Below are 24305 nucleotides of genomic sequence, written 5' to 3'. Positions count from 1 at the left end.
ATCAGGCGTGTGCGTGCAGGGGCTTGCCCGCGAGCGCGAGGTGGGCCTCGCCGAGCGCCTCGTTCTGCGTGGGGTGTGCGTGTACGAGCTGGGCGACCTCCGCCGGGTAGGCCTCCCAGTTGTAGATGAGCTGCGCCTCGCCGACCAGCTCACCGACCCGGGCGCCGACCATGTGCACGCCGACCACGGGGCCGTCCGCCACCCGGACCAGCTTGACGAAGCCCTGGGTGCGCAGGATCTGGCTCTTGCCATTGCCGCCGAGGTTGTAGTTGTACGCCTGGACCTTGTCGGCGCCGTACTTCTCCTTGGCCTTCGCCTCGGTCAGGCCCATGGAGGCGACCTCGGGGTCGGAGTAGGTGACGCGCGGGATGCCGGCCTCGTCGATCGGCGCCGGGTGCTGGCCCGCGATCTCCTCGGCCACGAAGATGCCCTGCTGGAAGCCGCGGTGGGCGAGCTGGAGGCCGGGCACGATGTCACCGACCGCGAAGACGTTGGGGACGCTGGTGCGCAGGCGCTCGTCGGTGAGGACGAAGCCGCGCTCCATCTTCACGCCCTGCTCCTCGTAGCCGAGGCCGTCTGTCGTGGGGCCGCGCCCGACCGCGACGAGCAGCAGCTCGGCCTCGAGCGTCTCGCCGCCGGCGATCGTCACCCGCACGCCGCCCTCGGTCTGCTCGACCTTCTCGAACGGCTTGCCGGTCTTGAAGCCGATGCCGCGCTTGCGGAACGCCCGCTCGACCGCCTTCGACACCTCTTCGTCTTCGGCGGCGACAAGCCGGGGCAGCGCCTCGACGATAGTGACCTCGCTGCCGAGCGAGCGCCACGCGCTGGCGAACTCGACGCCGATCACGCCGCCGCCCAGCACGATCGCGGAGGCGGGGACCCGGTCGAGGTTGAGCGCGTGCTCGCTGGAGATGACCCGCTTGCCGTCCAGCTCGAGGCCGGGAAGCGTCCGCGAGTAGGAGCCGGTGGCCAGCACGACGTTGCGCCCCGTGTAGCGGGTGCCGTCGACCTCCACGGTGTCCGGCGCGACGAGGCGGCCGGCGCCCTCGACATACGTGATCTTGGCAGCCTTGACCAGGCCCTGTAGGCCTTTGTAGAGCTTGGCGACGACGCCGTCCTTGTACGCGTTGACCCCCGCCATGTCGACGCCGATCAGCTCGGCCTTGATGCCGAACGCGTCGGACTCGCGGGTCTGGTCGGCGACCTCGCCGGCGTGGAGCAACGCCTTGGTGGGGATGCAGCCGCGGTGCAGACAGGTGCCCCCGAGCTTGTCCTTTTCGACAAGAACGACCGAAAGGTCTAGTTGTGCGGCTCGCAGGGCTGTGGCATAACCGCCGCTGCCGCCTCCGAGAATGACTACGTCGAAGGTCTCGCCGCTCATATTCAACTCCCAGGTCGCATCGTTGCTACGCGGGTCTACGCTGTGAAATCCCCCGGCCATCTTGTCACTTGCGGGGCCGTCACGCGTCACCGAGGTGCCCAACGACACGTCCCCGGGACGTACGCTTGCCGCATTCATCGACGGGGCGCGGAAGGAGAAAGCCGGTGGCCTGGTTTCGTCGGCGCAAGGATTCGGGCGGCGCGCCGGGTCATCGCGGGGCGAATCGTGCCGATCTGGAGCACCTTGAGGAGTTTGTCCGGTCGCGGCGTGGGGTGGAGGCTTTCATCGAGCCACGCACCACGGTGACCGAGACGACCGTGCTCCTCATCGCCCACGACGGTGAATGGACCCGGCGGCGCATCGACAGCCCGGAGGGGGCGCGGCGGTTCGCCCACCGGCTGGCGATCCCGATCTACGACGTCGCGCTGGTCGGCTATCCCCAGCGCATGCGCGACTACAACGAGCGCCGCAAGAAGGCCGCCGGGGGCGCGGTCTAGCCGGCTCCGGTCAGCCGGCGGTGGCGATCTCGTCGATCAGCGTCAGCAGGGTGCGGACCGGTACGCCGGTGCCGCCCTTGGCCCAGTAGCCCGTCGGCTCGCCGGAGTGGTAGCTGGGGCCGGCGATGTCGATGTGGGCCCACGGCACGTCGTCGGCGACGAACTCGCGCAGGAACACGCCGCCCTGGAGCATGTGGCCGGCGCGGTCCATGCCGGCGTTGACCTGCGAGATGTCGGCGACCTCGGAGTCCATGCCCTTGCGGACGTCTTCGGGCAGCGGCATCGGCCACGCGGGCTCGCCGACCTGCTCGCCGGCGGCCTTGACCCGCTCGCACAGGTCGGCGGTGCCCATCACGCCGGCAACGCGCTTGCCCAGCGCGACCACCTGGCCGCCGGTCAGCGTGGACGTCTCGAAGAGGTAGTCGCAGCCGTCTTCGCAGGCGCGGGCCATCGCGTCGCCGAGGATCATGCGGCCCTCGGCGTCGGTGTTGAGGACCTCGACGCGCTTGCCGTTGCGCATCGTGACCACGTCGCCGGGGCGGTACGCGGTCGCGGAGGCCATGTTTTCGGCCATCGGCACGTACGCGGTGACCGCCACCGATGGCTTGAGCGCGGCTACCGCGAGCATCACGGCGGTGACCGCGGCCGCGCCGGCCATGTCGGACTTCATCTCCCACATGCCCTGCGCCGGTTTGATGGAGAAGCCGCCGGTGTCGAACGTGATGCCCTTGCCCACGAGCGCCACCCGGCGGGGCGCGTCGCCGGACGACGATGGCGTGTACGACAGGCGCACCATCCGCGGCGGTGCCGACGAGCCGAGCCCCACCGCGAGGATGCCGCCGTAGCCGCCCTCGCGCAGCGCCTCCTCGTCGAGCACCTCGACCGCCAGCCCGGCCTCGCCCGCGGCGGCCGCCACCGCGTCGGCGAACTGGGGTGGGCGCAGCTCGTTCGGCGGGGTGTTGACCCAGTCGCGGGCCTGCGCGACCGCCCGCGCCACCACCCCGGCGCGGGTGATCTCCGCCTCGGCGGCCGGCTCCGCCGCGTCGGGCACGTGCACCACCACCGCGCCCACGGGTGCCCGGCGGCCCGGCTGGGGCTTCGTCTTGTACCCGGTGAACCGGTAGGCACCCAGCAGCGCGCCCTCGGCGACGGCGCGCAACGCGGCGGGCGCGTCCTCGTCGTCGGGGAGCGGGAGGCTGAGCGCGACCGTGCCGGCGCCGGCGAGCGCGCGGATCGAGGCGCCGCTGGCCCGCCGCAGCGTCTCCGGCGGTGGGGCGGCGCCGGTCGGCTCCGGGCCGAGGCCCACGGCCGCGACGACCGGTGCGGTGATCGTGCCGAGGGTGGCCAGCTTGGTCACCTCGCCGGGCGCGCCGGTGGCGCCGAGCAGCGCGAGCGTGCCGGTGAGCCGCCCGTCGAACGCCGCGACGATGCTCTCCGCGCCGCTGGCCAGCAGGAGGCTGCCGCCGTCCCCGTCTCCGTTCACGCTGTGCACGCCGATCACGATCGCATCGACGGCGAGCTCGGCGGGATCGGTGTCGACCAGGCTCAGGGTCGGGATGGGGGAGGTCACTCGGCGGCTCCGGCGGGTCTCGACGCTGGCTGGTGTCCCGCCGATGCTAACCACACGTAGAACCTTGGGTAAGTTGCCACCCATGACCGAGCGCAGCGAGGGAATCGTCGGGCACAGCCGGTGGGGAGCCTCACGGCCGCCCGCAGCGAAGCGAGGACGGCCGTGAGCGAAGAGTTGCGGCGCTCGCCGCTGCACGAACGGCACGCCGCGCTCGGGGCCAAGTTCGCCGCGTTCGGCGGGTGGGACATGCCGCTGGAGTACGCCGGCGGTGGCGTGTTGCGCGAGCACGCGGCGGTGCGCGAGGCGGTCGGCGTCTTCGACGTGTCGCACCTGGGCAAGGCGCGGGTGACCGGCCCCGGCGCGGCCGACTTCGTCAACTCGTGCCTCACCAACGACCTCGGGCGCATCGGGCCGGGCCGGGCGCAGTACACGCTCTGCTGCGACGAGTCCACCGGTGGCACGGTCGACGACATCATCGCGTACCTGCACGCCGACGACCACGTCTTCCTCATCCCGAACGCGGCCAACACCGCCGAGGTCGTCCGCCGCCTCCAGGCGGCCGCGCCGCCGTCGGTCACGGTCACCAACGAGCACGAGGGGTACGCGGTGCTGGCCGTGCAGGGCCCCGGCTCGACCGACGCGGTCGCGGCGCTGGGGCTGCCCACGGACCACGACTACATGAGCTTCGCGACAGTGGACGACCTGGTGGTGTGCCGCACGGGATACACCGGCGAGCACGGGTACGAGCTGGTGGTCCCGGCGGCGCGGGCGGTCGAGGTGTGGGACCGGCTCTTCGCGGCCACCGACGAGCTGCGTGCCTGCGGGCTCGGCGCTCGCGACACGCTGCGTACCGAGATGGGGTACGCGTTGCACGGCCAGGACCTCACCCCCGACATCACCCCGGTGCAGGGCCGGGTCGGCTGGGCGGTGGGCTGGGACAAGCCCGCGTTCTGGGGACGGGAGGCGCTGCTCGCCGAGAAGGCGGCCGGCCCCCGCCGCACGCTGCGCGGGCTGGAGGCGCTCGACCGCGGCATCCCGCGCGCACACATGCGGGTGCTGGTCGGCGACGACAAGGTGGGCGAGGTGACCAGCGGTACGTTCTCGCCGACCCGCAAGCTGGGCATCGGGCTTGCGCTCCTCGACACCGCGGCCGGTCTGACCGACGGCGCCGAGGTCGAGGTCGACGTGCGCGGCCGCCGCTCGAAGATGCGCGTTGTCAAGCCGCCCTTCGTCAAACCCCAGGTGCGCGGCTAGCGGACCGGGTCGCCGAAGAGGGTGGCGCAGACGCGGGTGTAGTACGTGCCCGGCAGGCCCTGGTAGTGCTCGGGCGGCGCGATGGTCAGGAACGAGTCGGCGTCCGGGTTGGGACTGGGGTCGAGCGTGAGTGACAGCTCGGCGGCGCGGTCGGAGCCCTTTTCCGGTGGCGCGCCGTAGGCCACCGCGATGTCGTGGCCGGTCACCGTCACCGTGGCCGGAAACGGCAGGAACGCCGGCTCGCCGGGCGGCTCCAGCGCGTCGCTCCAGGTGCGCAGCAGGCGCCGCGCGACGCCGGTCAGCGTCGCGCCCCAGCCGCGGGTCAGCTGCGGCGGCACGTCGTGCGTCTGTAGCTCCAGGAGGCCGAAGCGGCCCAGCCCTTTGGTGGTGAACCACATGCCCTCGCCGGGCACGTCTCCCGGCGAGTACGGGATGAGGATCCAGTCGGTGAGCCGCACCCGGCCCTCGGCGTCGGGCAGCGAGCGCAGCGCCGTGTCGACGGTCAGGACCTGGGTCTGGAACGCGTCGATCAGGTCGGCGTCGAGCACCCCGGCGAGCGCGGCGGCGACCGCGCGGGCGCTCCACTCGTGGGCCGGCGGCCAGCCGGGCCGGAAGCCGGCGCTGACCGTGACCACGTGCGAGGCTCCGGCCACCCGACCCACCTGCGGCGCGTCCGCGCCGAACGCGGTCAGCAGGTCGAGCGGGAGCGGCGGCAGGTCGTCGACCTCGCGCGCCTCGATCGTCATGAGCGGGCCGGCGAGCATCTGCTTGGCGAGGTCGCGGGCCGGCCCGGACACCACGCGGTCGACCGCGCGGGCGGCCATGTCGGCCAGCACCGCCGGCTCCTCGGGCGGGGTCGCGACGGGCACCAGGTAGGTGGCCGACACCGCCTCGGGAACGGGCAGGATCAGCGCGTCGTCGGGCTCTCCCACGCCCACGAACGTTACCCGCTACCGGTCCCGCCGTCCGTCCCCCACGACGTCAGTCGAGCGCCAGTCCGAGCAAAGTGAGCGTCGTGGACACCTCGATCGCGGCGCCGAGGACGTCGCCGGTGATACCGCCCACTCGGTGTACCACGTGGCGGGTGAGGACAAGTGCGACGGCGATGGCCGTGACGGCGGCGGCCGGCCCCTGCCACGGACGGCCCGGCACGGCCGCGACCGCCAGTGCCACGACGGCGGCCGTGGCGACCGCGAGCGCGACCGGCCCGACCGTGCCGGCGACGAGCGCGCCGAGCCCGTCCGGCCGCGCGGCCGGCACGCCGCGGCGGCAGGCCCAGGTGGCGGCCAGGCGCCCGGCGGCGGTGGCGGTGACGACGGCGGCGAGCGTGGCGGTCCACGGGCGGGCCGGGAGCGCGGCGAGCGCGGCGGCCTGTACGAGCAGCGCGAGCACCAGAGCCGCCACGCCGAACGGCCCGACGTCCGGCTTCTTCATGATGTCGAGCGCGGCCGCGCCCGAACGGTACGAGCCGAGCGCGTCCGCCGTGTCGGCCAGCCCGTCCAGGTGCAGGCCGCGGGTGAGCAGCGCGCCGAGCGCCACCGTGACCGCGCCGGCGACGAGTGGTGGCGCGCCGGCCGCGTCCAGGGCGAGGAGCACGCCGGCCAGCACCGCGCCGAGGGCCGCGCCCACCGCGGCCGCCAGCGACATCGCCCGCGCCGCCGCCGCGCGGTCGACGGGCCCCGGCCGGAGCGGGAGGACCGTGAAGGTCGTGGCGGCGAGTCGCGCCCCCGCCAGCCATCCCGTCAGGAGGCCGCCACCTCGGGCTCGGGGTGCACGGACAGCGCGGCGGCCAGCTTCAGCGCGGCGCGCAGCAGCGGGAGCGCGGCCAGTGACGTCACACCCTCGCCGAGGTCGAGGCGGAGGTCGAACAGCGGCGTGAGCCCGAGGACGTCGGCGGCGAGCTTGACCGCTGGGTCGCGGCCGTGGTCGGGCAGCAGGCACCAGTGGCGCGCCTGGCCGGCCAGGTCGCGGCTGACGATCGCGGCCGCCACGCCCACCGGGCCGTCGAGCAGCACCGGCGTGCGGCGGGCGGTCGCGCCGAGCAGCACGCCGGTCGCGATCGCGATGTCGCCGCCGGCGAGCTCGGCGAGGATGTCCTTGGCGCCGCGCGGGCTCTCCCGGGTGCGGTGCATCGCGTCGCGTACCGCCGCGCAGCGGGTCATCCACGCCGCGTCGTCGATCCGCCCGCCGGGCAGCACCACCCGGCTCAGCACGGTCGACGGCTCCGCGCCGGCGCCGGCCGCGAGCACTGCCGCCGCCGCGGCCTCGGTGCCGGTGCCGCAGGCGGCCAGCACGATCAGGTCGACGCCCGAGTCGACGGCCTCCTCGGCGAGCCGCCAGCCGTAGCGCAGCGCCGACTCCACCTCGTCCGCGGCGAGCACCGGACCCGCCTCCATCGGCGCCGCGGCCGGCGCCGGCACCACCTGGAGGCTCGCGCCGGCGTCCGCGGCGAGGCGCGCCAGCGCGCCCTCACCGCTCCGCGCCGCGTCGGCCCGCCGCGCGGACTCACCCGCCGTCGTGCCCGCCGCCGCGCCGCCGTCGTGGTCACCCTGGAGCAGGAGTACGCGCACCGACTCCCACGGTGCCGGCACCGCGACACCCTGGGTGCCCGCCGCGAACGACACCACCTCGGCCAGCTCACCCAGCCCGGCGCCGGCGACATCGAGCGTGGCGAGCCGGTCGGTGGCCTGCGGCCCGGCGTACTCGTCCGGCATCGGCAGATCCATGCCCGGCTGGATCACCAGGCCGGTGGTGATCATCGGCAGCGACATCGTCGGCGCGGTGAGCGCGTCTCCGCCGGTGGGCGTGACGCCGTTGGTGGCGGGTGCGGCCTCTACCGGCGGCGGTGCCGCGATCACCTCTGGCATCGCGACCGGAGCCTCGGGCGGCGGTGGCGCGATCACCTCGGGCAGCGCGACCGGGCGCTGGGTGGCGTCCTGGAGCTTGAGCCAGCTCGGCTGGCCGGCCACGACCAGCGCGACCGCGTCGCTCGCCTCGGCGACCGCGCGGTTGGCCTCGCCGAGCGCGTCGGCGAACGCCCGGCCCACCTTGGTGGTCGGCACGAGCGAGAGCCCCACCTCGGGGCTGACCACGACGAGCCGGGCGCGGCAGCCGCGCACGGCGTCGGCGAGCGCGTCGGCCGGGCCGGCCTCGGGCAGCCGCGCGGTCACCCAGCCGCCGAGGTCGTCGACGAGCAGCGTCTCGTCCGGCCCGGCGCCGGCGATCAGCTCGACGAGCTGGGCGGGGTCCGGGCCGACCTCCTCGGTGACCCACGAACCCGGCCGCCGCTCCCGGTGTGCCTCGATGCGCGCGGCCCACTCAGGGTCGTCGCCATTGGACGTACCGGTCGCCACATAACGGACAACGGGCGCCTTGCTCACCAGCGACTCGGCGAACTCCGACTTGCCGGACCGGATGCCACCCAGGACCAGTGCGGTACGCCACCCCTCAACGGACATGCTCCGTACCTTAGATCGGCTGCCTGGAGCTCGTGGGTGGGGCACTAGGCTGGCGGGGGTCGTCCTGTGGAGGGGGAGTACGAAATGCCGTGGAGCTGGCGGTACGAAGGCACGGACGGGCGGGCGGTGGCCGGGCCGGCCGAGCAGTTCGGCAGCCAGGCCGACGCCGAGTCCTGGATCGGCCAGACGTGGCGCGAGCTGGCCACGGCCGGCGTGACCTCGGTGGTCCTGGTCGAGGACGACCGGGTCGAGTACAAGATGAGCCTGCTGCCGAGCGCGGAATGAGCTTCGCCCGGCGCGGCAGCACGGTGGGTGGCATCCCGCGGGAGGCGTTCCGGCCGAGCGTGGTGTTCCTGTGCATCGTCGCGCTCTTCGTCACCAGCGGCTGGATGACGTGGGCCGAGTTCGGCAACGTCCGCCTCGACGTCTTCCTCTTCGTGGTCTCCGGCTGGCTCGTCTCGCTGTGCCTGCACGAGTACGCGCACGCGGTCGTCGCGTTCGCGGCCGGCGACCGCAACGTCGCGCACCGCGGCTACCTGACGCTCAACCCGCTCAAGTACAGCCACCCGCTGCTCTCGATCGTGCTGCCGGTGGTGGTCGTGCTGCTCGGCGGCATCGGCCTGCCCGGCGGCGCGGTGTGGATCGACCGGCACGAGATCCCGGGGCGGCTGCGGCACACGCTGGTCAGCTTCGCCGGTCCGGCCACCAACGTGATCTTCGCGTTGCTGCTGGTGATCCCCTTCGCGGTGGGGGTCGACGTGGTGGCCCACCACGACTTCTGGGCGGCGGTCGCGCTGCTCTGCTTCCTCCAGCTCACCGCCAGCGTGCTCAACCTGCTGCCGGTGCCGGGCCTCGACGGCGGCAACATCATCCAGCCGTGGCTCTCGCCGCAGTGGAAGCGCGGCTACGACATCCTCGCGCCCTACGGCTTCATCCTGCTCTTCGCCCTGCTCTGGAACGACCGGCTCGGCGGCTGGTTCTTCGACGGGGTCAACGCGGTCGGCGCCGCCTTCGGCCTGCCCGAGTGGCTGCGCGACGACGGGTTCGCGCTGATCCGCTTCTGGGACTGAGGGCGCCCCACCGCAGGGCGCCCTCAGTATCGCGTTTACGGGCGGCGGGCGACCTGGGCGGTCTTGCCCGGGTCACGCTCGACGACGGGGTTGACCACCTCGTCGATCGCCTTGAGCACGTCGGCGTCGAGCTTCACGCCGGCCGCCTTCGCGTTGTCGTGCACCTGCTCGGGGCGGGTGGCGCCGACGATCGCGGAGGAGACGTTCTGGTTTTGCAGCACCCACGCGATCGCGAGCTGGGCCATCGTGAGCCCGACCCCTTCCGCGATCGGCTTGAGCCGCTGCACCGTGGTGAGCACCTCGTCGCTCATGAAGCGCGCGATGAAGCCCGCCCCCGACTTCTCGTCCGTGGCCCGCGAACCGGCCGGCGGCGGCTGGCCCGGCAGGTACTTGCCGGTGAGCACGCCCTGCGCGATCGGCGACCACACGATCTGGCCGACGCCCAGCTCCTCGCACGCGGGGACCACCTCGGCCTCGATGACCCGCCACAGGATCGAGTACTGCGGCTGGCTCGACACCAGGTGGATCTTCAGCTCGCGGGCGAGCGCGTGCGCCTCACGGATCTGCTCCGCGTTCCACTCCGAGACGCCGATGTAGTGCGCCTTGCCCGCGTGCACGATGTCGGCGAACGCCTCCATCGTCTCCTCGAGCGGCGTGCTCACGTCGTACCGGTGGGCCTGGTAGAGGTCGACGTAGTCGGTCTGTAGCCGGCGCAGCGAGCCGTTGATCGACTCCATGATGTGCTTGCGGGAGAGGCTGCGGTCGTTCGGGCCGGGACCGGTCGGCCAGTAGACCTTCGTGAAGATCTCCAGCCCCTCGCGGCGCTCACCTTTGAGCGCGCGGCCGAGCACCGCCTCGGCGCGGGTCCCCGCGTACACGTCGGCGGTGTCGAAGGTCGTGATGCCCACGTCGAGGGCGGCCCGCACGCACGCGAGGGCGGCCTCCTCCTCGACCTGGGAGCCGTGGGTGATCCAGTTGCCGTACGAGATCTCGCTGACGAGCATCCCGGAACGGCCAAGGTGACGGAACTCCATGCCTGAACCCTATCCAGACGGCCTCCGGCTCCCACCTGCCACGGCCTCCATGGAGATTTGGGCTACCGCGACGTCCGTCGTGGTCCAGACCGTTGCTCCCGCGGCCTCACCCTCCGCGCTTCACAACCCAAACCCCCAACGGATGGGGGTGTGCGCAGACCGCATTTGCTCTGCTTCCCCATAGGAGGCGGGCTCGGGGTGCCGGCATTGCGATCTACCCAGGCTGCTCCCGCTACCCGGAGGCGACAACGTCCGCGACCAGCGGCGGACGGGTGAGGCCGCGGGAGCAACGGTCCGGACCACGACGGACATCGCGGTAGCTCAGAAATATCTCTTGAAATAGATCTTCTAGAGGACGGGTTTGGTGTCCGCGAGGAGTCGGTCTATCTCGTCCATCACATCGCCGCGGCTGGGGTGCACGGGGTCGATGAGCGGCTCGCCGCGGCGGTCGAGCGCGCCCCACTGGCCGTTGCCGCCGCCGATGAGGAACGCGACCGGGTGGATGACCACGGCCGGGTGTACCGGCGGCACGATGAGGCGGCCGGCCTTGTCCACCACGCCCTTGCGGCCACCACCGTCCACAATGGCCAGGCCCTCGTCGGTGAAGCCGTCGACGTACCGGCCGTCGGTGAGCGCGGTCGCGAAGCCGGAGAAGCGGGTCGGCAGCACCACCTTGCCGGTCTTGTCGACCGCGCCCCAGCCGCCCTTGCGGACGGCCGCGATGCCGCGCCGGAACGGGCGCACGTCGTCGAAGCCCTCGTGGATGACGATGCGGCCGCTCTTGTCGATGGCGATCCAGTTGCCGTTGCCGTCGCGCGACACCCAGGCCAGCCCGTCCGAGAACGAGCCCACCCCGAGGTAGCCGGCCGACGCGGTGATCAGCTGCTGCCCCTGCTCGTCGATCAGCTCCCAGGTCTTCGCCTCGGGGCGGCGCACCCACGCCACCTCGTCACGGAACGGTTGCACGTCCGCGTACTCCGGCGGCACGACGAACTCGCCCTCCGCGTTGGCGAACCCCCAGCGCTGCACCCGGTCGTTGAACGCCGGGGCCGGCGGCCGGTGGATTTGCAAGATCTCATCCTTGGTACGCGGGTAGGGCCCCCACCCGTTTTCCGCCACCTTGTTGAAGACCGCGTCGAGGGCGAGCTCGGTGCGCGCGATGAGGTCGGGGTCTTCGACCTTGCGCAGCTCCAGCGCGCGCTCGAAGTGGTTGCACGCCTCCATGTAGCGGCCTTGGTCGTAGCTGGAGCGCCCGGCGTGCTCGTGCATGGTGGCGCGCAGGCGGTCGGGCAGCTCGGAGGAGTTGGCCTCCTCGAAGAGCCGGTCGGCCTCGGCGAAGTCGCCGCGCCACTGGAGCACGTGCGCCAGCCGCGCCTGCGCGATCGCGATCCGCCGCAGCTCGCCGGTCGCCTCGGCGTGCGCCAGCGCCAGCTTGCCATCGGCCAGTGCCTTGCCCAGGTCGCCCAGGATGCGGGAGACCACGGCCCGGAGGCTGAGCAGGCGGGCCCGCGCGCGGTTGTCGGTGGCCGGCTCGAGCTTCTCGGTCAGCCGGTCGCGGATCTCCCGCAGCTCCTCCGGGTTTTCGACCAGCTCGCGCAGCGTCTCGTGGTGGAAGCGCCACTCGTACGACGAGAGCACCTGCTCCGGATCGGGCGTCGAGTCCGCGTCGTCGGCCTGTTCGCCAGCCGGCGGCGGTCCATCAACGCCCGGCCCGCCGCCGCCGTCGCGCTTCGCGGCACCGTCGCGCGGCACGATCGGGGCGAGCATCGTGGGTGCCCGCAGCGCGGTCGCCGCACCGGCCGCGGGCCCGGCGGGCGCCGGCAGCACCGTGTCCGGGCTGGCCTCCGCGACGGGCTCGTCGACACCGTCCAGCCCGTCGGCGGGGTCGGTGTCGCCGTCTGCTCTTGAGTCGCCGCTCAGCCCGCGGTCGCCGGCGCCTCCCGCGTCCGGCGCCTCGGTCGCGTGCGGCTCGGTCGCGTGCGGCTCGGTCGCGAGCGGCTCGGTCGCCGGCGCCTCGGTCGCGTCCGCCGGGTTTTCGCCGCCGAACCGGGCTGGTGCGCCGGCATGGGGCAGGTCGTCGTCCGCCCAGGCACCCGTGCCGGGCGGAGCGGACACCGGGTCGCCGAGCGCGGCGCTCGGCGAGACCGGGATCGCGGACACGGGTGCCGGCGACACCGGCCCGGCGGGCGAGACCGGGGGCGCGGTGACGACCTCGGAGCGATCCATCGACACCTTTCCGGTGCGCTCCGGCGGCGCGGGCGGCGCCGGGGACGTGGGGGTCGCGGAACTCTTGGTGAACCACCCGGCCTCGGCCGACGCCTCCTCGCGCACGGGCTGACCACTCGCGGCCGGTGCCCGCTCGGCGTCGGCCGGCACCCGGTCACCCTGCGCCGGCTGCCAATCACGGTCGGCCGGTGGCCGGTCCCCTTCGGCCGGCGGCCGGTCGCGGTCGAGCAGGGCGCCAAGGCCGGCGACCGGCTCGCGCTCGCCCGCCGGTGGGCCACCCCGATCACCGGCCAGCAGGTCACGGTCGCCGGCCGGCTGGCGGCGGTCGGGTGGTGGCTCGCGGTGGTCGGGTGGTGGCTCGAGGTGGTCGGGCGGCTGGTCTCCGGGACCCGGTGGCGGGACCCACCGCAGCGGACTGGGCGGCTCCGGGAACGGCGCCACCGCCGGCCGGGCCGACTCGACGAGCGGGGGTGGCTCCACGGCCCGCGGCGGCTCCGCGACCCGCGGCGCCTGCGCGCTCGCGGCGGCCGGCGGCACCCGGCCCGCGGCTGGTCCCTGGCCCTGACCTGGAGCCTGGCCTCGTACCTGGCCCTGACCCGGCCCCTGGCCGTGGCCTTGACCCGGCCCTTGGCCTGGCGCCTGGCCGTGGCCCTGGACCGGTGCCTGGCCGTGGCCCTGACCTGGCCCCTGACTCGGTGCCTGGCCGTGGCTGGGTGCCCCGCCGTGGCCTGGCCCCGGGCCGGGTGGCGGCTGGCCGTAGCCAGGTGGCTGGCCGCGCCCAGGCTGGGCCCGGCCCGCGGCTGGTTGCGCGCGTCCCGCCGCCGGCTGGGCGCGCCCCTGCCCGCGGCCCGTCGCGGGCCCGTGCGCCGCGGGTCGGTCGTAGCCGCCTGGCTGGTCGAACCCTCCAGGCTGTCCATACGCGGCAGGCTGCTCGTATCCGCCGGGCTGCTCGTACGTGCCCGGCTGCCCGCGGCCGGGGCCCGGTGGCTGGGCGCGCCCGGGCGGCACCGCGCGGCCGGCCGCTGGGCCGCCGTCCCACTCCGGGCGTCCGTCGCCAGGCCGGCCCTCCCAGCCGGGGCGGCCGTCGCGCGGCCCGGTGGTCGGTCGGCCGCCGGTCGGTTCGTTGGCCCAGCCCTCGTGCGCCGCCGGCCGCCGGCGGTCAGCGGCCCAGCGTTCGTCGGGGGTGCCGCGTCCGCCTGGTCCGGCCGCGGGGTCGGCCCAGCGTTCGTCGGAGCGGCCGCGTCCGCCGGGGACCGGGGCGCCGTCGCCCCAGCGTTCGCCCGGGGGTGGCATGGCTGGCCGCCGGTCTCCGGGCGCGGCGCGTCCACCCGCGCCGGGACCACCCGCACCCGGTCCGCCGCCGTGACCGCCTGGACCTGGTCCGCCGCCGTGACCGCCTGGACCTGGGGCGCCGCCGTATCCGCCTGGACCTGGGGCGCCGCCGCCGGGTCCGCCTGGGCCTGGGCCACCGCCGTGGCTGCCTGGGCCTGGCGCGCTCCCGCGGCCACCGGGGCCTGGTGCTGCTCCGCGGCCGCCGCCTGCTCCGGGGCCCGCGGCGTGGCCGCCGGGGACGGGCGCGCTGCCGCGGCCTGGGGCGCCGCGGCCTTCGCGGGCGGGGGAGACCGGGCGGGTGTCCTGGCCGCCCCAGCCTTCCTCGGCGGCCCAGCCATCGCGGCCGGCTGGGCCGCCGCGGGCGTCGGCGGGCCAGCGTTCGTCCAGGGGGTCGCCGGGGGTGCGGCCGGGCGTGCCCCATCCCTCGTCGCCGCGGGGGACGGATCCGGGATAGCGGTCGTCGCGGCGGCCGGGGCCATATCGCGGGTCCTGCTCGGGCGCGCCGCGGGCGGCTGCCGGGTCGGCCCGGCGCTCGTCCTGGCCGCCGCGGCCGCGCTGCGGGTCGCGGGGGTCTCCGGGTGCCGCCGGGCCGCGGTCGCCGCGCGGGTCCTTGCCGGGGCCGGTGGGCTCGCCGCGACCGCGGGCGGCGGCGGGGCGGCGGCCCGGGGCGGGCGTGGGGGTCCACCGGATGCCGCTGCCGCCGCCGCTGGGCGGTGACACGGGCAGGCCGCGATCCTCGGCCGAGATCGGCTTGGCCACGGGCTGGTCGGCGGGGCGGGCGCTCGCCGGGTACACGCCGGCGCCGGACACGGGCGGCACCGAGGCGGACCCGCGGCTACCGGTGCTCGAGCGGCGGCGCGGAGCCAGGTCGTCGGTGTCTTCCGGCAACTGGTCGCGACCTGTGTCACCGGGGTAGCGCAGGCTGGGGTGGAGAGCCTCCCACTCGTCGGTCTGCTCGTTGACCCACGAGGGCTCGTCCGGGCCGCGCCGGTATCCGATGAAATCCTCGCTCACGTCACCTCCCGAGGGAGGTGAAAGCCCGGTTTGGTGGTCATGCTCGGCCGCGAGCCCGTCGTGGCTTCGCTCACGGCCGATCTCACCTCGTCGGAAAATGTATCGCTGTGCCCCCGCACGTACTCGGTAGAGTCTCCCGGCTCGGGTGCTGTGCGGTCGTGAAAGAGGGTATCGGCGTGGATTCGGTCAACGCCACTGGCGCCCGGTGGGTACATCAAAACGTTGTCGTGTCCTTTCGGACATTTGCCGCCATAACCGGATCGGGCTTCCGGCGGTACTCGACCTACCGCATGGCCACGCTCGCCGGCGCGTTCACGAACACGGTCTTCGGCTTCCTCCGCTGCTACGTGCTGCTAGCCGTCGCGGACGCCACCGCACAGGGCTTGGCCGGCGGGTACGACCGGGCGCAGCTGGCCACCTTCGTCTGGGCCGGGCAGGGCCTGCTGGCCGTGATCCTCCTCTGGGGCTGGACCGAGCTGGCCGACCGCATCCGCACCGGTGACGTGGCCAGCGACCTGCTGCGGCCGGTCGACCCGGTGCTCAGCTACCTGGCGGCGGACCTTGGGCGGGCCGGCCACGCCGTGCTCACCCGCCTCTTCCCGCCGGTGGTGACCGGGCTGATCTTCTTCGACATGTACCTGCCCGGGCGGTGGATCACCGGGCCGCTCTTCGCCGTCTCCACGTTCCTCGCCGTGGTGGCCTGCTTCGGCTGCCGCTACCTGATCAACGCCTCCGCGTACTGGCTGCACGACGTGCGCGGGCCGATGATCGCCTGGACGCTCGGCTCGGGCGTGCTGGCCGGGCTGTACTTCCCGCTGCGCTTCCTGCCGGACTGGCTCGCCGTGGCGCTGTGGGTGGGCACGCCGTTCCCGAGCCTGCTACAGACGCCGCTGGACGTCCTCGTGGAACGGGACCCGCCGGCGACGCAGGCCGGTCTCGTGGCGCTCCAGGCGGTGTGGGTGGTGCTGCTGCTGGCCGGGTGCGGCCGCGTGCAGCGGCTGGCCGAGCGGAAGCTGGTGATCCAGGGTGGTTGACCTGCGGCCGTACACGGCGCTGCTGCGCGGCCAGGCCCGTTCGCTCGCGTCGTACCGCGCCTCGTTCGTGCTGGAGCTGAGCACGAACGTCTTCGCGACGGTGATGGACGTGGTGACCGTCCTGGTGCTTTTCCGGGTGAGCCGTACCGTCGGCGGCTTCACGCTCCGCGAGGCGCTGCTGGTGGTGGGGTTGTCGTCGTGCGCGTTCGCCACCGCCGACCTCGTGGTGGGCAACATCGAGCGGATCAAGTTCTACGTGCGCACCGGGATGCTCGACGCGGTGCTCGTGCGCCCGCTCGGCGCGCTGCCCCAGTTGCTGCTCATGGACCTGCCGCTGCGCAAGATCTCACGGTCCGTCTTCGGCACGGGGGTGCTCGCCGTCGCCGCGTCCATGGCCGGCATCGACTGGACGCCCGCACGGGTGGCGCTCGTGGTGGTCGCCCCGCTGGCCGGCGTGGTGTTCTTCGCCGCGATCTTCGTGGTGAGCGCGGCGGTCGCGTTCTGGTGGATCGACACGGGAGAGATCGGCAACGCGTTCACCTACGGCGGGCGCGACTTCACGTCGTACCCGATCACTGTCTACAGTGGATGGTTTCGGCGCATCCTGGCGTACGGCATGGGCTTCGCCTTCGTCTCCTACTACCCGGCGCTGGCGCTCCTCGGCCGGCCCGACCCGCTGGGCCTGCCGGGCTGGGTGGGATACGCGGCGCCATCGGTCGCCGTGGTCGCGGCGCTCGCGGCCGCCGCCGTGTGGCGGTTCGGCATCAGGCACTACCGGAGTACGGGGTCATGACGGTCGTCATCGAGGCGCGCGGGCTGCGCAAGGAGTTCACGGTAAGGGTCAAGGCCGGGCGGCTGCGCCGGGAGAAACGGGTGGTCGCCGCCGTCGACGGGGTGGATCTGCGGGTCGAGCGGGGCGAGATGCTCGGCTACATCGGGCCCAACGGCGCCGGCAAGTCGACCACCCTCAAGATGTTGACCGGCATCCTGATGCCCTCGGCGGGGGAGGCGCGGGTGTGCGGGCTGGTCCCGGTGCCGCAGCGCACCCGGCTGGCGCGGCGGATCGGCGTGGTCTTCGGCCAGCGCTCGCAGCTGTGGTGGGACCTGCCGCTGCGCGACTCGTTCGACCTGCTGCGCCACATCTTCCGGGTACCCGCCGCCGAGCACGCCGCCCGGCTGCGCCGCTGCCGCGGGCTGCTCGACCTCGACGAGTTCGTCGACACGCCGGTGCGCCAGCTGTCACTGGGACAGCGGATGCGCGGCGAGCTCACCGCCGCGCTGCTGCACGGTCCGGAGGTGCTCTTCCTGGACGAGCCGACGATCGGGCTCGACGTGGTGAGCAAGCAGGCGGTGCGTTCGTTCCTGGCCGACCTGGGCGCGGGTGGCGACGTCACGCTGGTGCTCACCACGCACGACCTCGCGGACATCGAGCGGCTCTGCCGGCGGCTCGTCGTGATCGACCACGGCCGCGTGGTGCACGACGGGAGCATCGAGGCGCTGCACGCCCGCTACGGCTCGCGCCGCCGGATCGTGGTCGACCTTGACGAGCCGGTCGGCCAGCCGCCGGAGGATGCGGCGGTGGAGGCCGACGGGCGGCGCTTGGTGTTCACAGTGGACGGTCCGGTCGCGCCGGTGATCGCCCGCCTGGCCGGCCTGCCCACCCTCCGCGACTTCACGATCGTCGAGCCGGACATCGAAGAGGTCGTCACGAAGCTGTACCTCAGCGCCCCGTGATCAAAGGTCCTCTGACCACGGGGCGCTCAGTCCGGGTGCTCCATGACGAGCACGACGAGCGTGTCGGGCTCCAGCGCCTCGTACACGTGCTCGACGTCACCCGGGAAGGCGGCGTAGTCGCCGGGACGCAGCTCGACCGGCTCGGCGGCCGGGCCGGTGCGCACCCGGCCGCGGGCCACGATCATGTGCTCCACGCTGCCCGGGATGTGCGCCTCCGCCTTGCGCAGCGCGCCCGGGTCGAGCTCCACCAGGTAGATGTCCCGCCGCGCGTGGCGCGAGCCGACCGAGAGCAGGATGCCGGTGAAGTCGGCCTGCTCGGACCGGACGCCGGGCGCCTCGCCGGCGCGGATCACCCGCACCGCCGGGGTGGGCGGCTCGACGAGCCGGCTGAACGGCACCCCGAGAGCCACCCCGAGCGACCAGAGCGTCTCCACGCTGGGGTTACCCGAGCCCGCTTCGAGCTGGGAGAGCGTCGACTTGGCGATCCCGGCGCGGCGGGCCAGCTCGGTAAGCGAGATGCCGGCTTTCTCCCGTTCGCGGCGTAGCGCGGCGGCGATCGTGGCGAGCGGGGGCGCTGTTCGGTCCATCATCCGATCCGTTCGACTTGACGAACACGGGTTCGTGTGTTCACTATTTTGTACTATGCGTACGGCAGAACGAACAGCAGACAGCTCCCTGGCTCGGGATGTCGGCGCGATCGGGCTGGCCGTGTTCGCGGTCGGCATGTCGTTCGGTGCGATCGCGATCGCCGCCGGGCTGCCGGCCTGGGCGGTCATCACCATGTCGGTCGTGGTCTTCGCCGGCGGCTCCCAGTTCATGGCGGTCGGCCTCATCGCGGCCGGCAACCCGTTCGCGGCCGTCTTCGCCGGTCTGCTGCTGAACGCCCGCCACCTTCCCTTCGGCCTGGCCGTGGCGGACGCGGTCGGCACCGGCTGGCGCCGCCGGCTGATCGGCAGCCACATCCTGATCGACGAGTCGGTGGCGTTCACGATGGCGCAGGCCGACCCGGGCGCGCGGCGCCGGGCGTACTGGCTGACCGGCGCCACCCTCTTCGTGAGCTGGAACGTCGGCGGCGTGCTCGGCGTGCTGCTGGGCGAGGCGGTCGGCGACACGGACGCGCTGGGGCTCGACGCGGCGTTCCCGGCCGGCCTGATCGCGCTGCTGCTGCCGTCGCTGCGCGACCGGGAGACCCGAAACGTCGCGCTGGCCGGCGCGCTCGTCGCGGTCGCGATGACGCCCCTGCTGCCGGCCGGGCTGCCCGTGCTGCTCGCCCTGAGCGGCCTGCTGCTGATGCGAAGGAAACCCGCATGCTGATCGCGGTGATCGTGGCGCTGGCCGTCGGCACCTACGGCTTCCGCGTCGCCGGCGTGGTGCTGCACGACCGGCTCGACCTGCCCGCGCCGCTTCGGCGGATGCTCCCACTCGCGGCCGCGGCACTGCTGGCCGCACTCGCCGGCACGGCGGCACTCACCGAGTCCGGCGGCTTCGCCGGCGTCGCGCGCCCGTTGGGCGTGGCGGTGGGCGCGCTGCTGGCCTGGCTCAAGGCCCCCTTCGTCGTGGTCGTGGTGGCGGCGGCGGCAACGGCCGCGCTGCTCCGCCTGGCCGGTGTCCCCTAACCCCGCGCAAGTTGATCAGGGACTTGGTGTCGCGACGCGCCGTAGGACACGCCCACCAAGTCCCTGATCAACACGGAAAAGGGGCGTCCCGCAAGTCGCGGGACGTTTGTCGGGGGCGCGTAGGACGGCGCGGGACTCAGTCTCCTCTGGACGGTTCTCACCGAACGGGAGGAGCGCATCATGAACGCACCGAAGCAGGCATCCGGCGGTCCACTCTTCGTGGTCGCCACCAACAACGCGATGGTGCACGTCTACCGGGATGTGCAGAGCCTCGTGGAGACCCGGGAGGTCAAGCCCGACCAGCTCAAGGGGATCGAGTTCTTCGACGTGCAGGGGCGCAAGCTCGTGCCGGTGCTCAGCGACACGGGGGCGCTGACCGGCCTGAAGGACTCCGGCTCCGCGCCGAACGCGACCGGTGTGCAGCAGCGGCTCTACACCACCCGGGCCAACCTGGCCAGCAGCGTCGACAGCCGGATCGCCCGCCACGAGCCGAAGGTGACGCGCGACGAGGCGCTCAGCCATCTCGCGGTCCTCGAGGGGCGGAGCCTGCCCGACTGCTACGTGCTACTCGAACCGATCTTCTCGCACTCGTACGCTAACGCCGGACCCATCCAGCCGCGGCACGACGGCGGCTGGTGGCACAACTTCTGGGCCCACTGACCGCGCCTTCGCCGACGGAGCGGACGGAGCGGGCGGAACGGAAGTGTAGGAGGCGTGATGAGTGCGCTGCGAAAGCCGCGGTGGGCCGCTGCTGCCGCTGGGGTCGCGGTCGTACTTCTCGTACTCATTGGACAGTTGGTCGACGACCGGGCGATACCGCTGCGGTCGGTCCTGCTGACCGTGGGCATCGCGGCGGTGTTCGCGCCGCTCGGCGCGTTCGTGCTCGCCGGTGCGCCGAGGCACGCGGTGGGCCGGCTGATGTTCGCCGCCGGAGCGTTCGCGTGCGCGTCGCTCCTGGCGGCGAGCTGGGCCGGGTGGGTGCCGCTCGCGTGGTTCACCCAGTGGTCGGGCGTGCCGCCGCTGGGGCTCGTCGTGCTCTCCTTGCTGTACTTCCCGGACGGGCACCTGCCCTCGCCGCGGTGGCGGGCCGTGGCGATCGGGATCGCGGGTGCCGCGGCCGTCGCGGCGGTGGCACTCGCGGTCGCCGCGCTCGACCACCCGCGCGACCTCGTCACCACGCCGGATGTCCCGCTGGACAGCCTGGGCAAGGCGCTCGACGCCACCGCCAAGGTCGCCGTCCTGGCCATCGGCGCCGGCCTCGTCGCGGTGGTGGCCTCGCTCGTGTCGCGGTGGCGCCGCGCCACCGGCGAGACCCGCCAGCAGCTGGCCTGCCTCCTGCCGGCCGTGGTGCTCTTCCCGGTCGGGCTCGTGCTGGAGGGCTTCGGCCTGGCCGGGGCCTGGGCGCTCACCGCGGCCGTGGTGCCGCTCGCGATGACCGTCGCGGTGCTGAAGTTCCGGCTGTACGACCTCGACCGCGTGATCAACCGCTCGGTCGTGTGGCTGCTGATGACGCTCCTGCTGATCGGCGGGTTCGTGGCGATCGTCGCGATCCTGCGCGACCTGGTGATGCGCGGGAGCACCTCGAACGCCTCGCTGGTCGCCACCGGCATGATCGCGGTGGCCTTCGAGCCGGTACGCCGCCGGGTGCAGCGCGTCGTCGACCGCCTGCTCTACGGCGAGCGCGACGACCCGTACCAGGTGATCGTCAACCTCGGCGACCTGCACGGCACGACCACCGACCCGGACGCGATGCTGCCGCTACTGACCAGCGCGATCGCCGGTTCACTCCGCGTGCCGTACGTGGCGGTGCGGGTGTCTACTCCGGACGGACCGCGGCTGGTGGCCGAGCACGGCCGCACCGGCACGCGGCTGGAAGAGTTCGACATGGTGGCGCGCGGCGAGCCGCTCGGCCAGCTGCTCGTGGCGACCCGGCGTGTGGGCGACCGGTTCACCCAGCGGGAGCGGCGGCTGCTCGGCGACGTGGCGCAGTACTTCGCGGCGGTGACCGAGGCGACCCGGCTCATCCGCGACCTCCAGGACTCCCGCGAGCGGCTCATCACCGCCCGTGAGGAGGAGCGCAAGCGGCTGCGCCGCGACCTGCACGACGGCGTGGGCCCCGCGCTCACCGGCATCGGCATGCAGATGCGGGCGGCCCGCAAGGCGGCGGGCGAGCCGGAGCGGGTGCGCCGCATCCTCGAAGACATGACCTCCGACCTCCAGATGTGCCGGTCCGAGGTGCGCCAGCTGCTCGACCACCTGCACCGGCCGGCCGAGCTCGACCGCGGGCTGGAGGCCGCGCTGCGCGCGCAGTGCCAGCGCTTCCACAGCCCTTCGCTCACCATCGACCTGCACGTGGCCACGCATCTCGACGGGCTGCCTGCGGCGATCGAGGTGGCGGCGTACCGCATCGTCAGCGAGGCACTGACCAATGTGGCCAAGCACGCCAGGGCGGAGAGCTGCCGCATCACCGTCGACGCCGACCGCGCGCTGAGCATCGACGTCGTCGACGACGGTGTCGGGATCGTGTCCGCCGGCAACGGCCACTTCGGCGTCGGCCTGGAGTCCATGCGGGAGCGCGCGGCCGAGCTGGGCGGCGAATGTGTGGTCCGGCCGGGCGAGCCGCGTGGCACGGCCGTGCGCGTGCAGCTGCCGATCCCGTTGGGGCGTCTCGCCCGAAAGCCTGGTGATTCGTCCCTTTGAGGGTACGCATTCCGGCTTTCCCGGCGTTAACATGCGGGCGGCCAATTGCCGCCCTTGACGCCGAGGTGAAACGTGCTGCCACGTTGCCGGGTGCTGATCGTCGACGACCACCCTGTGGTGCGGCGCGGGCTCCGGGCGATGCTCGAAGACGAGGAGTGGGTGGCGAGCGTGGCCGAGGCGGCCACTGTGGACGAGGCCGTGCGCGCGGCGGTGAGCACCAAGGCACAGGTCGTGGCGATGGACATCAACCTTCCCGACGGCGACGGCATCGAGGCGACGCGGCGCATCGTGAGCCTCTGCCCCGGCGTCCGGGTGCTCATCGTCACGCTGTACGACGACAAGGACCGGGTGGCCCGCGCGCTGAAGGCCGGCGCGCGGGGATACGTGCTCAAGGACACCGAGCCCGACACGATCGTCGACGCGCTCCGCACCGTGGCCGACGGCGGCGTGGTGCTCGGTCCGAAGGTCGGGCCCGAGGTGCTGACCACGCTCCAGGGCACGCCGACCCAGCTGCCACCCCCGTTCGACAAGCTGACCGGGCAGGAGCGGAAGATCCTCGCCGGCCTGGTGCGGGGCGCCACCAACGCCGAGATCGGCCGGGGCATGGGGCTCAACGAGAAGACGGTCCGTAACTACCTCACGGCAGTGTTCGAAAAGCTCGGCGTGGACAGTCGCGTGCAGGCCGCCCTCCGCGCCCGCGACGCCGGAATCGAAGGCTGAGTCGGAAAAGCCGCCGCTGATACGGTGAGTTATTGGCGCCGTCCGGCCACGCGGTTTGGGACATGGGTACCTTCGATTCGGGACGCCATCGGGCCAATCATGATTCACATGACGTGGTCCCTTGGCGACCGCACACCGGCATCCCGCTCCCCGGCCGCCGTCTCGCCGGCCGCCCGGGACGAGCGCCGCTGGGTGAGCGTTCTCTTCGTGGATCTGGTCGGCTTCACCCGCCTCGCCAGCCGGCTCGATCCGGAGGATGTGCGCGCCCTCCAGCGGGATTACTTCAGCCGTGTCACCCGAGCCGTCCACCGCTGGCGCGGCGTGGTGGAGAAGTACGTCGGCGACGCGGTCCTCGTCGTCTTCGGCGCGACCGACTCCGACGAGTACGACGCGTACCGGGCGGTGCTCGCCGGCCTGCACGTGCAGCGCGAGCTCGCCGGCCTCGCCTGCCCCGACGGCACGCCGGTGCGGGCGCGGGTCGGTGTCGCCACCGGGGAGGTGGTCGTCGACCTGGCCGCGGTGCGAGACGGGGGACAGGCGCTGGTCTGCGGCGACGTCGTCAACACCGCCGCCCGGGTGCAGACCCACGCCGCGCCCGGCACCGTCGTGGTCACGGCCGCGACGCGGGGCGCCACCGGGCCGTGGATGCGCTACGCGCCGCTGCCCGCGATCACCCCGGCCGGCAAGCCCGTCCCGGTCGACGTGTGGCGCGCCCTTTCGCCGGTGCCGCCGGCGGCGCCCGACCGTGACATCCCGCTCGTCGGCCGCGACACCGAGCTGTCCACAGCGGCCGATGCGGTCGCCGGCGCGCTCGCCGGGCGGGCGCCCGCGCTCGTCCGGGTCACCGGTCCCGCCGGCGTCGGCAAGTCCCGCCTGGCCCGCGAGGCGCTGGCCGCGGCCGGTGCGCGGTGGTGGGTGGGATACGGCACCCCGTGCGGCGGGCGGTACTCGCCGCTGGCCGACCTGGTCCGCCGCCAGGCCGGAGTGGGCGAGGCCAGCGGACCGGCCGAAACGCGCCGCCGCCTGCGGGCCTGGGCGGCCGACCTGGTGGCGCCGGCCGACCTGCCGACCGTCCTACGTGGACTGTCCACGTTGCTCGCCGGCACCGGCACGTCCGGTCCCGACCGCGCGGTGGAGAGCGCGCTCCTGGCCGTGTTCCGCGGTGCCGCCGCGCGCCGGCCGCTCGCGCTGCTCCTCGACGACCTGCACCTGTCCGACCCGGCGACCCGCACGTTCGCGGCGGAGCTCCCGGCCCGGCTCGGCCCGCTGCCGCTGGCGGTCGTGGTCACCGACCGGGCCGCCGCCGAAATGGTGCCAGCGGTGGCGCTCGGGCCGCTGGCCGCCGCCGAAAGGGCGCCAGCGGTGGGGCTCGGGCCGCTGGCCGCCGCCGACGCCGGCCGGGCCGCCGCCGGGACGGCACTGGCGGTGGTGCTGGAGCCGCTCGGCGCCGCCGGCAGCGGCCGGCTGCTGCGGCATCTGCTCGACCGCGCCGGCCTGCCGCGCCAGCTGGCCGGCCGCCTCGCCCCGCTCTGCGGCGGCATTCCCGGCTACGCCGTGGAGTACACCCGCGCGGTCGCCGCCGACGGCTGGCCCGACGCGGGGGAGCCGCCGATGCCCCCGCGCGTGCGCGGCATCGCCTCCGCCCGCCTCGGCCGGCTCGACGAG

At 73.9% G+C, this 24305-nt stretch carries 20 protein-coding genes and 2 pseudogenes; 14 read left to right on the top strand and 8 right to left on the bottom strand.

Annotation, left to right across the window (positions count from 1 at the left end):
• Position 1: 1 nt before the first annotated feature.
• Positions 2–1381: a dihydrolipoyl dehydrogenase gene (gene lpdA / locus AC5L36_RS32230; protein ID WP_441222536.1), complete on the bottom strand. Its 1380-nt coding sequence runs from the start codon at positions 1379–1381 to the stop codon at positions 2–4.
• Between the two features lie 164 nt (positions 1382–1545).
• Here lpdA and AC5L36_RS32225 point away from each other — a divergent pair, with 164 nt between their 5' ends.
• Complete coding sequence (locus tag AC5L36_RS32225; protein ID WP_441222535.1) at positions 1546–1878, top strand: hypothetical protein; 333 nt, start codon at positions 1546–1548, stop codon at positions 1876–1878.
• Between the two features lie 10 nt (positions 1879–1888).
• On the opposite strand, the gene AC5L36_RS32220 is transcribed toward AC5L36_RS32225, so the two are convergent.
• Entirely contained in the window at positions 1889–3448 is a 1560-nt protein-coding gene (locus AC5L36_RS32220) for a leucyl aminopeptidase (protein WP_441222534.1), read from the bottom strand.
• A gap of 162 nt (positions 3449–3610) precedes the next feature.
• Between AC5L36_RS32220 and gcvT the strand changes: the two genes are divergently transcribed.
• Positions 3611–4702, top strand: coding sequence for a glycine cleavage system aminomethyltransferase GcvT (gcvT, locus tag AC5L36_RS32215; protein WP_441222533.1), 1092 nt, complete (start codon positions 3611–3613; stop codon positions 4700–4702).
• On the opposite strand, the gene AC5L36_RS32210 is transcribed toward gcvT, so the two are convergent.
• The 3 genes and pseudogenes from AC5L36_RS32210 to AC5L36_RS32200 form a co-directional block, all read right to left on the bottom strand.
• Positions 4699–5634 carry a hypothetical protein gene (locus AC5L36_RS32210; RefSeq protein WP_441222532.1) on the bottom strand — a complete coding sequence of 312 codons (936 nt, stop codon included), beginning with the start codon at positions 5632–5634 and terminating at the stop codon, positions 4699–4701. The two genes, gcvT and AC5L36_RS32210, sit on opposite strands and share 4 nt — an antisense overlap.
• 49 nt (positions 5635–5683) lie before the next feature.
• Positions 5684–6448, bottom strand: coding sequence for an adenosylcobinamide-GDP ribazoletransferase (locus tag AC5L36_RS32205; protein WP_441222647.1), 765 nt, complete (start codon positions 6446–6448; stop codon positions 5684–5686).
• Between the two features lie 8 nt (positions 6449–6456).
• Positions 6457–8160 (bottom strand): annotated as a pseudogene (locus AC5L36_RS32200) (bifunctional adenosylcobinamide kinase/adenosylcobinamide-phosphate guanylyltransferase); the annotation flags it as partial.
• Positions 8161–8244: 84 nt separating this feature from the next.
• Between AC5L36_RS32200 and AC5L36_RS32195 the strand changes: the two are divergent.
• Both AC5L36_RS32195 and AC5L36_RS32190 read left to right on the top strand, forming a co-directional pair.
• Entirely contained in the window at positions 8245–8445 is a 201-nt protein-coding gene (locus AC5L36_RS32195; protein ID WP_308713150.1) for a hypothetical protein, read from the top strand.
• Complete coding sequence (locus AC5L36_RS32190) at positions 8442–9230, top strand: site-2 protease family protein (protein ID WP_441222531.1); 789 nt, start codon at positions 8442–8444, stop codon at positions 9228–9230. Before AC5L36_RS32195 ends, AC5L36_RS32190 begins: the two co-directional genes overlap by 4 nt.
• A gap of 35 nt (positions 9231–9265) precedes the next feature.
• Here the strand turns inward: AC5L36_RS32190 and AC5L36_RS32185 are convergent, their stop codons facing one another.
• A complete protein-coding gene (locus tag AC5L36_RS32185) occupies positions 9266–10264 on the bottom strand; it encodes an aldo/keto reductase family protein (RefSeq protein WP_441222530.1) in 999 nt (332 codons plus the stop codon).
• Positions 10265–10612: 348 nt separating this feature from the next.
• Entirely contained in the window at positions 10613–13027 is a 2415-nt protein-coding gene (locus AC5L36_RS32180; protein ID WP_441222529.1) for a WG repeat-containing protein, read from the bottom strand.
• 186 nt (positions 13028–13213) lie between these two features.
• Here AC5L36_RS32180 and AC5L36_RS32175 point away from each other — a divergent pair, with 186 nt between their 5' ends.
• The 4 genes from AC5L36_RS32175 to AC5L36_RS32160 all read left to right on the top strand — a co-directional run bounded on the left by AC5L36_RS32175 (position 13214) and on the right by AC5L36_RS32160 (position 17604).
• On the top strand, positions 13214–14539 hold the full coding sequence (locus tag AC5L36_RS32175) for a hypothetical protein (protein WP_441222528.1): 1326 nt from the start codon (positions 13214–13216) through the stop codon (positions 14537–14539).
• A 473-nt stretch (positions 14540–15012) separates the two neighbouring features.
• Positions 15013–15870 (top strand): ABC transporter permease, encoded by an 858-nt coding sequence (locus AC5L36_RS32170; protein ID WP_441222646.1) that lies wholly within the window; start codon positions 15013–15015, stop codon positions 15868–15870.
• On the top strand, positions 15863–16663 hold the full coding sequence (locus tag AC5L36_RS32165) for an ABC transporter permease (RefSeq protein WP_441222527.1): 801 nt from the start codon (positions 15863–15865) through the stop codon (positions 16661–16663). Before AC5L36_RS32170 ends, AC5L36_RS32165 begins: the two co-directional genes overlap by 8 nt.
• The gene (locus tag AC5L36_RS32160) at positions 16660–17604 is read left to right on the top strand and encodes an ABC transporter ATP-binding protein (protein WP_441222526.1); all 945 of its coding nucleotides are present in this window, start codon (positions 16660–16662) and stop codon (positions 17602–17604) included. Before AC5L36_RS32165 ends, AC5L36_RS32160 begins: the two co-directional genes overlap by 4 nt.
• A 26-nt stretch (positions 17605–17630) precedes the next feature.
• On the opposite strand, the gene AC5L36_RS32155 is transcribed toward AC5L36_RS32160, so the two are convergent.
• The gene (locus AC5L36_RS32155; protein ID WP_441222525.1) at positions 17631–18191 is read right to left on the bottom strand and encodes a helix-turn-helix domain-containing protein; all 561 of its coding nucleotides are present in this window, start codon (positions 18189–18191) and stop codon (positions 17631–17633) included.
• A 55-nt stretch (positions 18192–18246) separates the two neighbouring features.
• Here AC5L36_RS32155 and AC5L36_RS32150 point away from each other — a divergent pair, with 55 nt between their 5' ends.
• The 6 genes and pseudogenes from AC5L36_RS32150 to AC5L36_RS32125 all read left to right on the top strand — a co-directional run.
• Entirely contained in the window at positions 18247–18918 is a 672-nt protein-coding gene (locus tag AC5L36_RS32150; protein WP_441222524.1) for an AzlC family ABC transporter permease, read from the top strand.
• Complete coding sequence (locus AC5L36_RS32145; RefSeq protein WP_441222523.1) at positions 18912–19220, top strand: AzlD domain-containing protein; 309 nt, start codon at positions 18912–18914, stop codon at positions 19218–19220. Before AC5L36_RS32150 ends, AC5L36_RS32145 begins: the two co-directional genes overlap by 7 nt.
• Before the next feature lie 180 nt (positions 19221–19400).
• Positions 19401–19880: a hypothetical protein gene (locus AC5L36_RS32140; RefSeq protein WP_441222522.1), complete on the top strand. Its 480-nt coding sequence runs from the start codon at positions 19401–19403 to the stop codon at positions 19878–19880.
• A gap of 57 nt (positions 19881–19937) precedes the next feature.
• The gene (locus tag AC5L36_RS32135; protein WP_441222521.1) at positions 19938–21920 is read left to right on the top strand and encodes a sensor histidine kinase; all 1983 of its coding nucleotides are present in this window, start codon (positions 19938–19940) and stop codon (positions 21918–21920) included.
• Positions 21921–21992: 72 nt separating this feature from the next.
• Positions 21993–22640 (top strand): response regulator transcription factor, encoded by a 648-nt coding sequence (locus AC5L36_RS32130; RefSeq protein WP_441222520.1) that lies wholly within the window; start codon positions 21993–21995, stop codon positions 22638–22640.
• 99 nt (positions 22641–22739) lie between these two features.
• Positions 22740–23912: pseudogene (locus AC5L36_RS32125) on the top strand (adenylate/guanylate cyclase domain-containing protein); the annotation flags it as partial.
• Between the last annotated feature and the right edge of the window lie 393 nt (positions 23913–24305).

Source organism: Phytohabitans sp. LZ39 (assembly GCF_059359075.1).
Note: the sequence above shows the minus strand (reverse complement) of the source record. Positions and strands in the feature narration are given on the sequence as shown.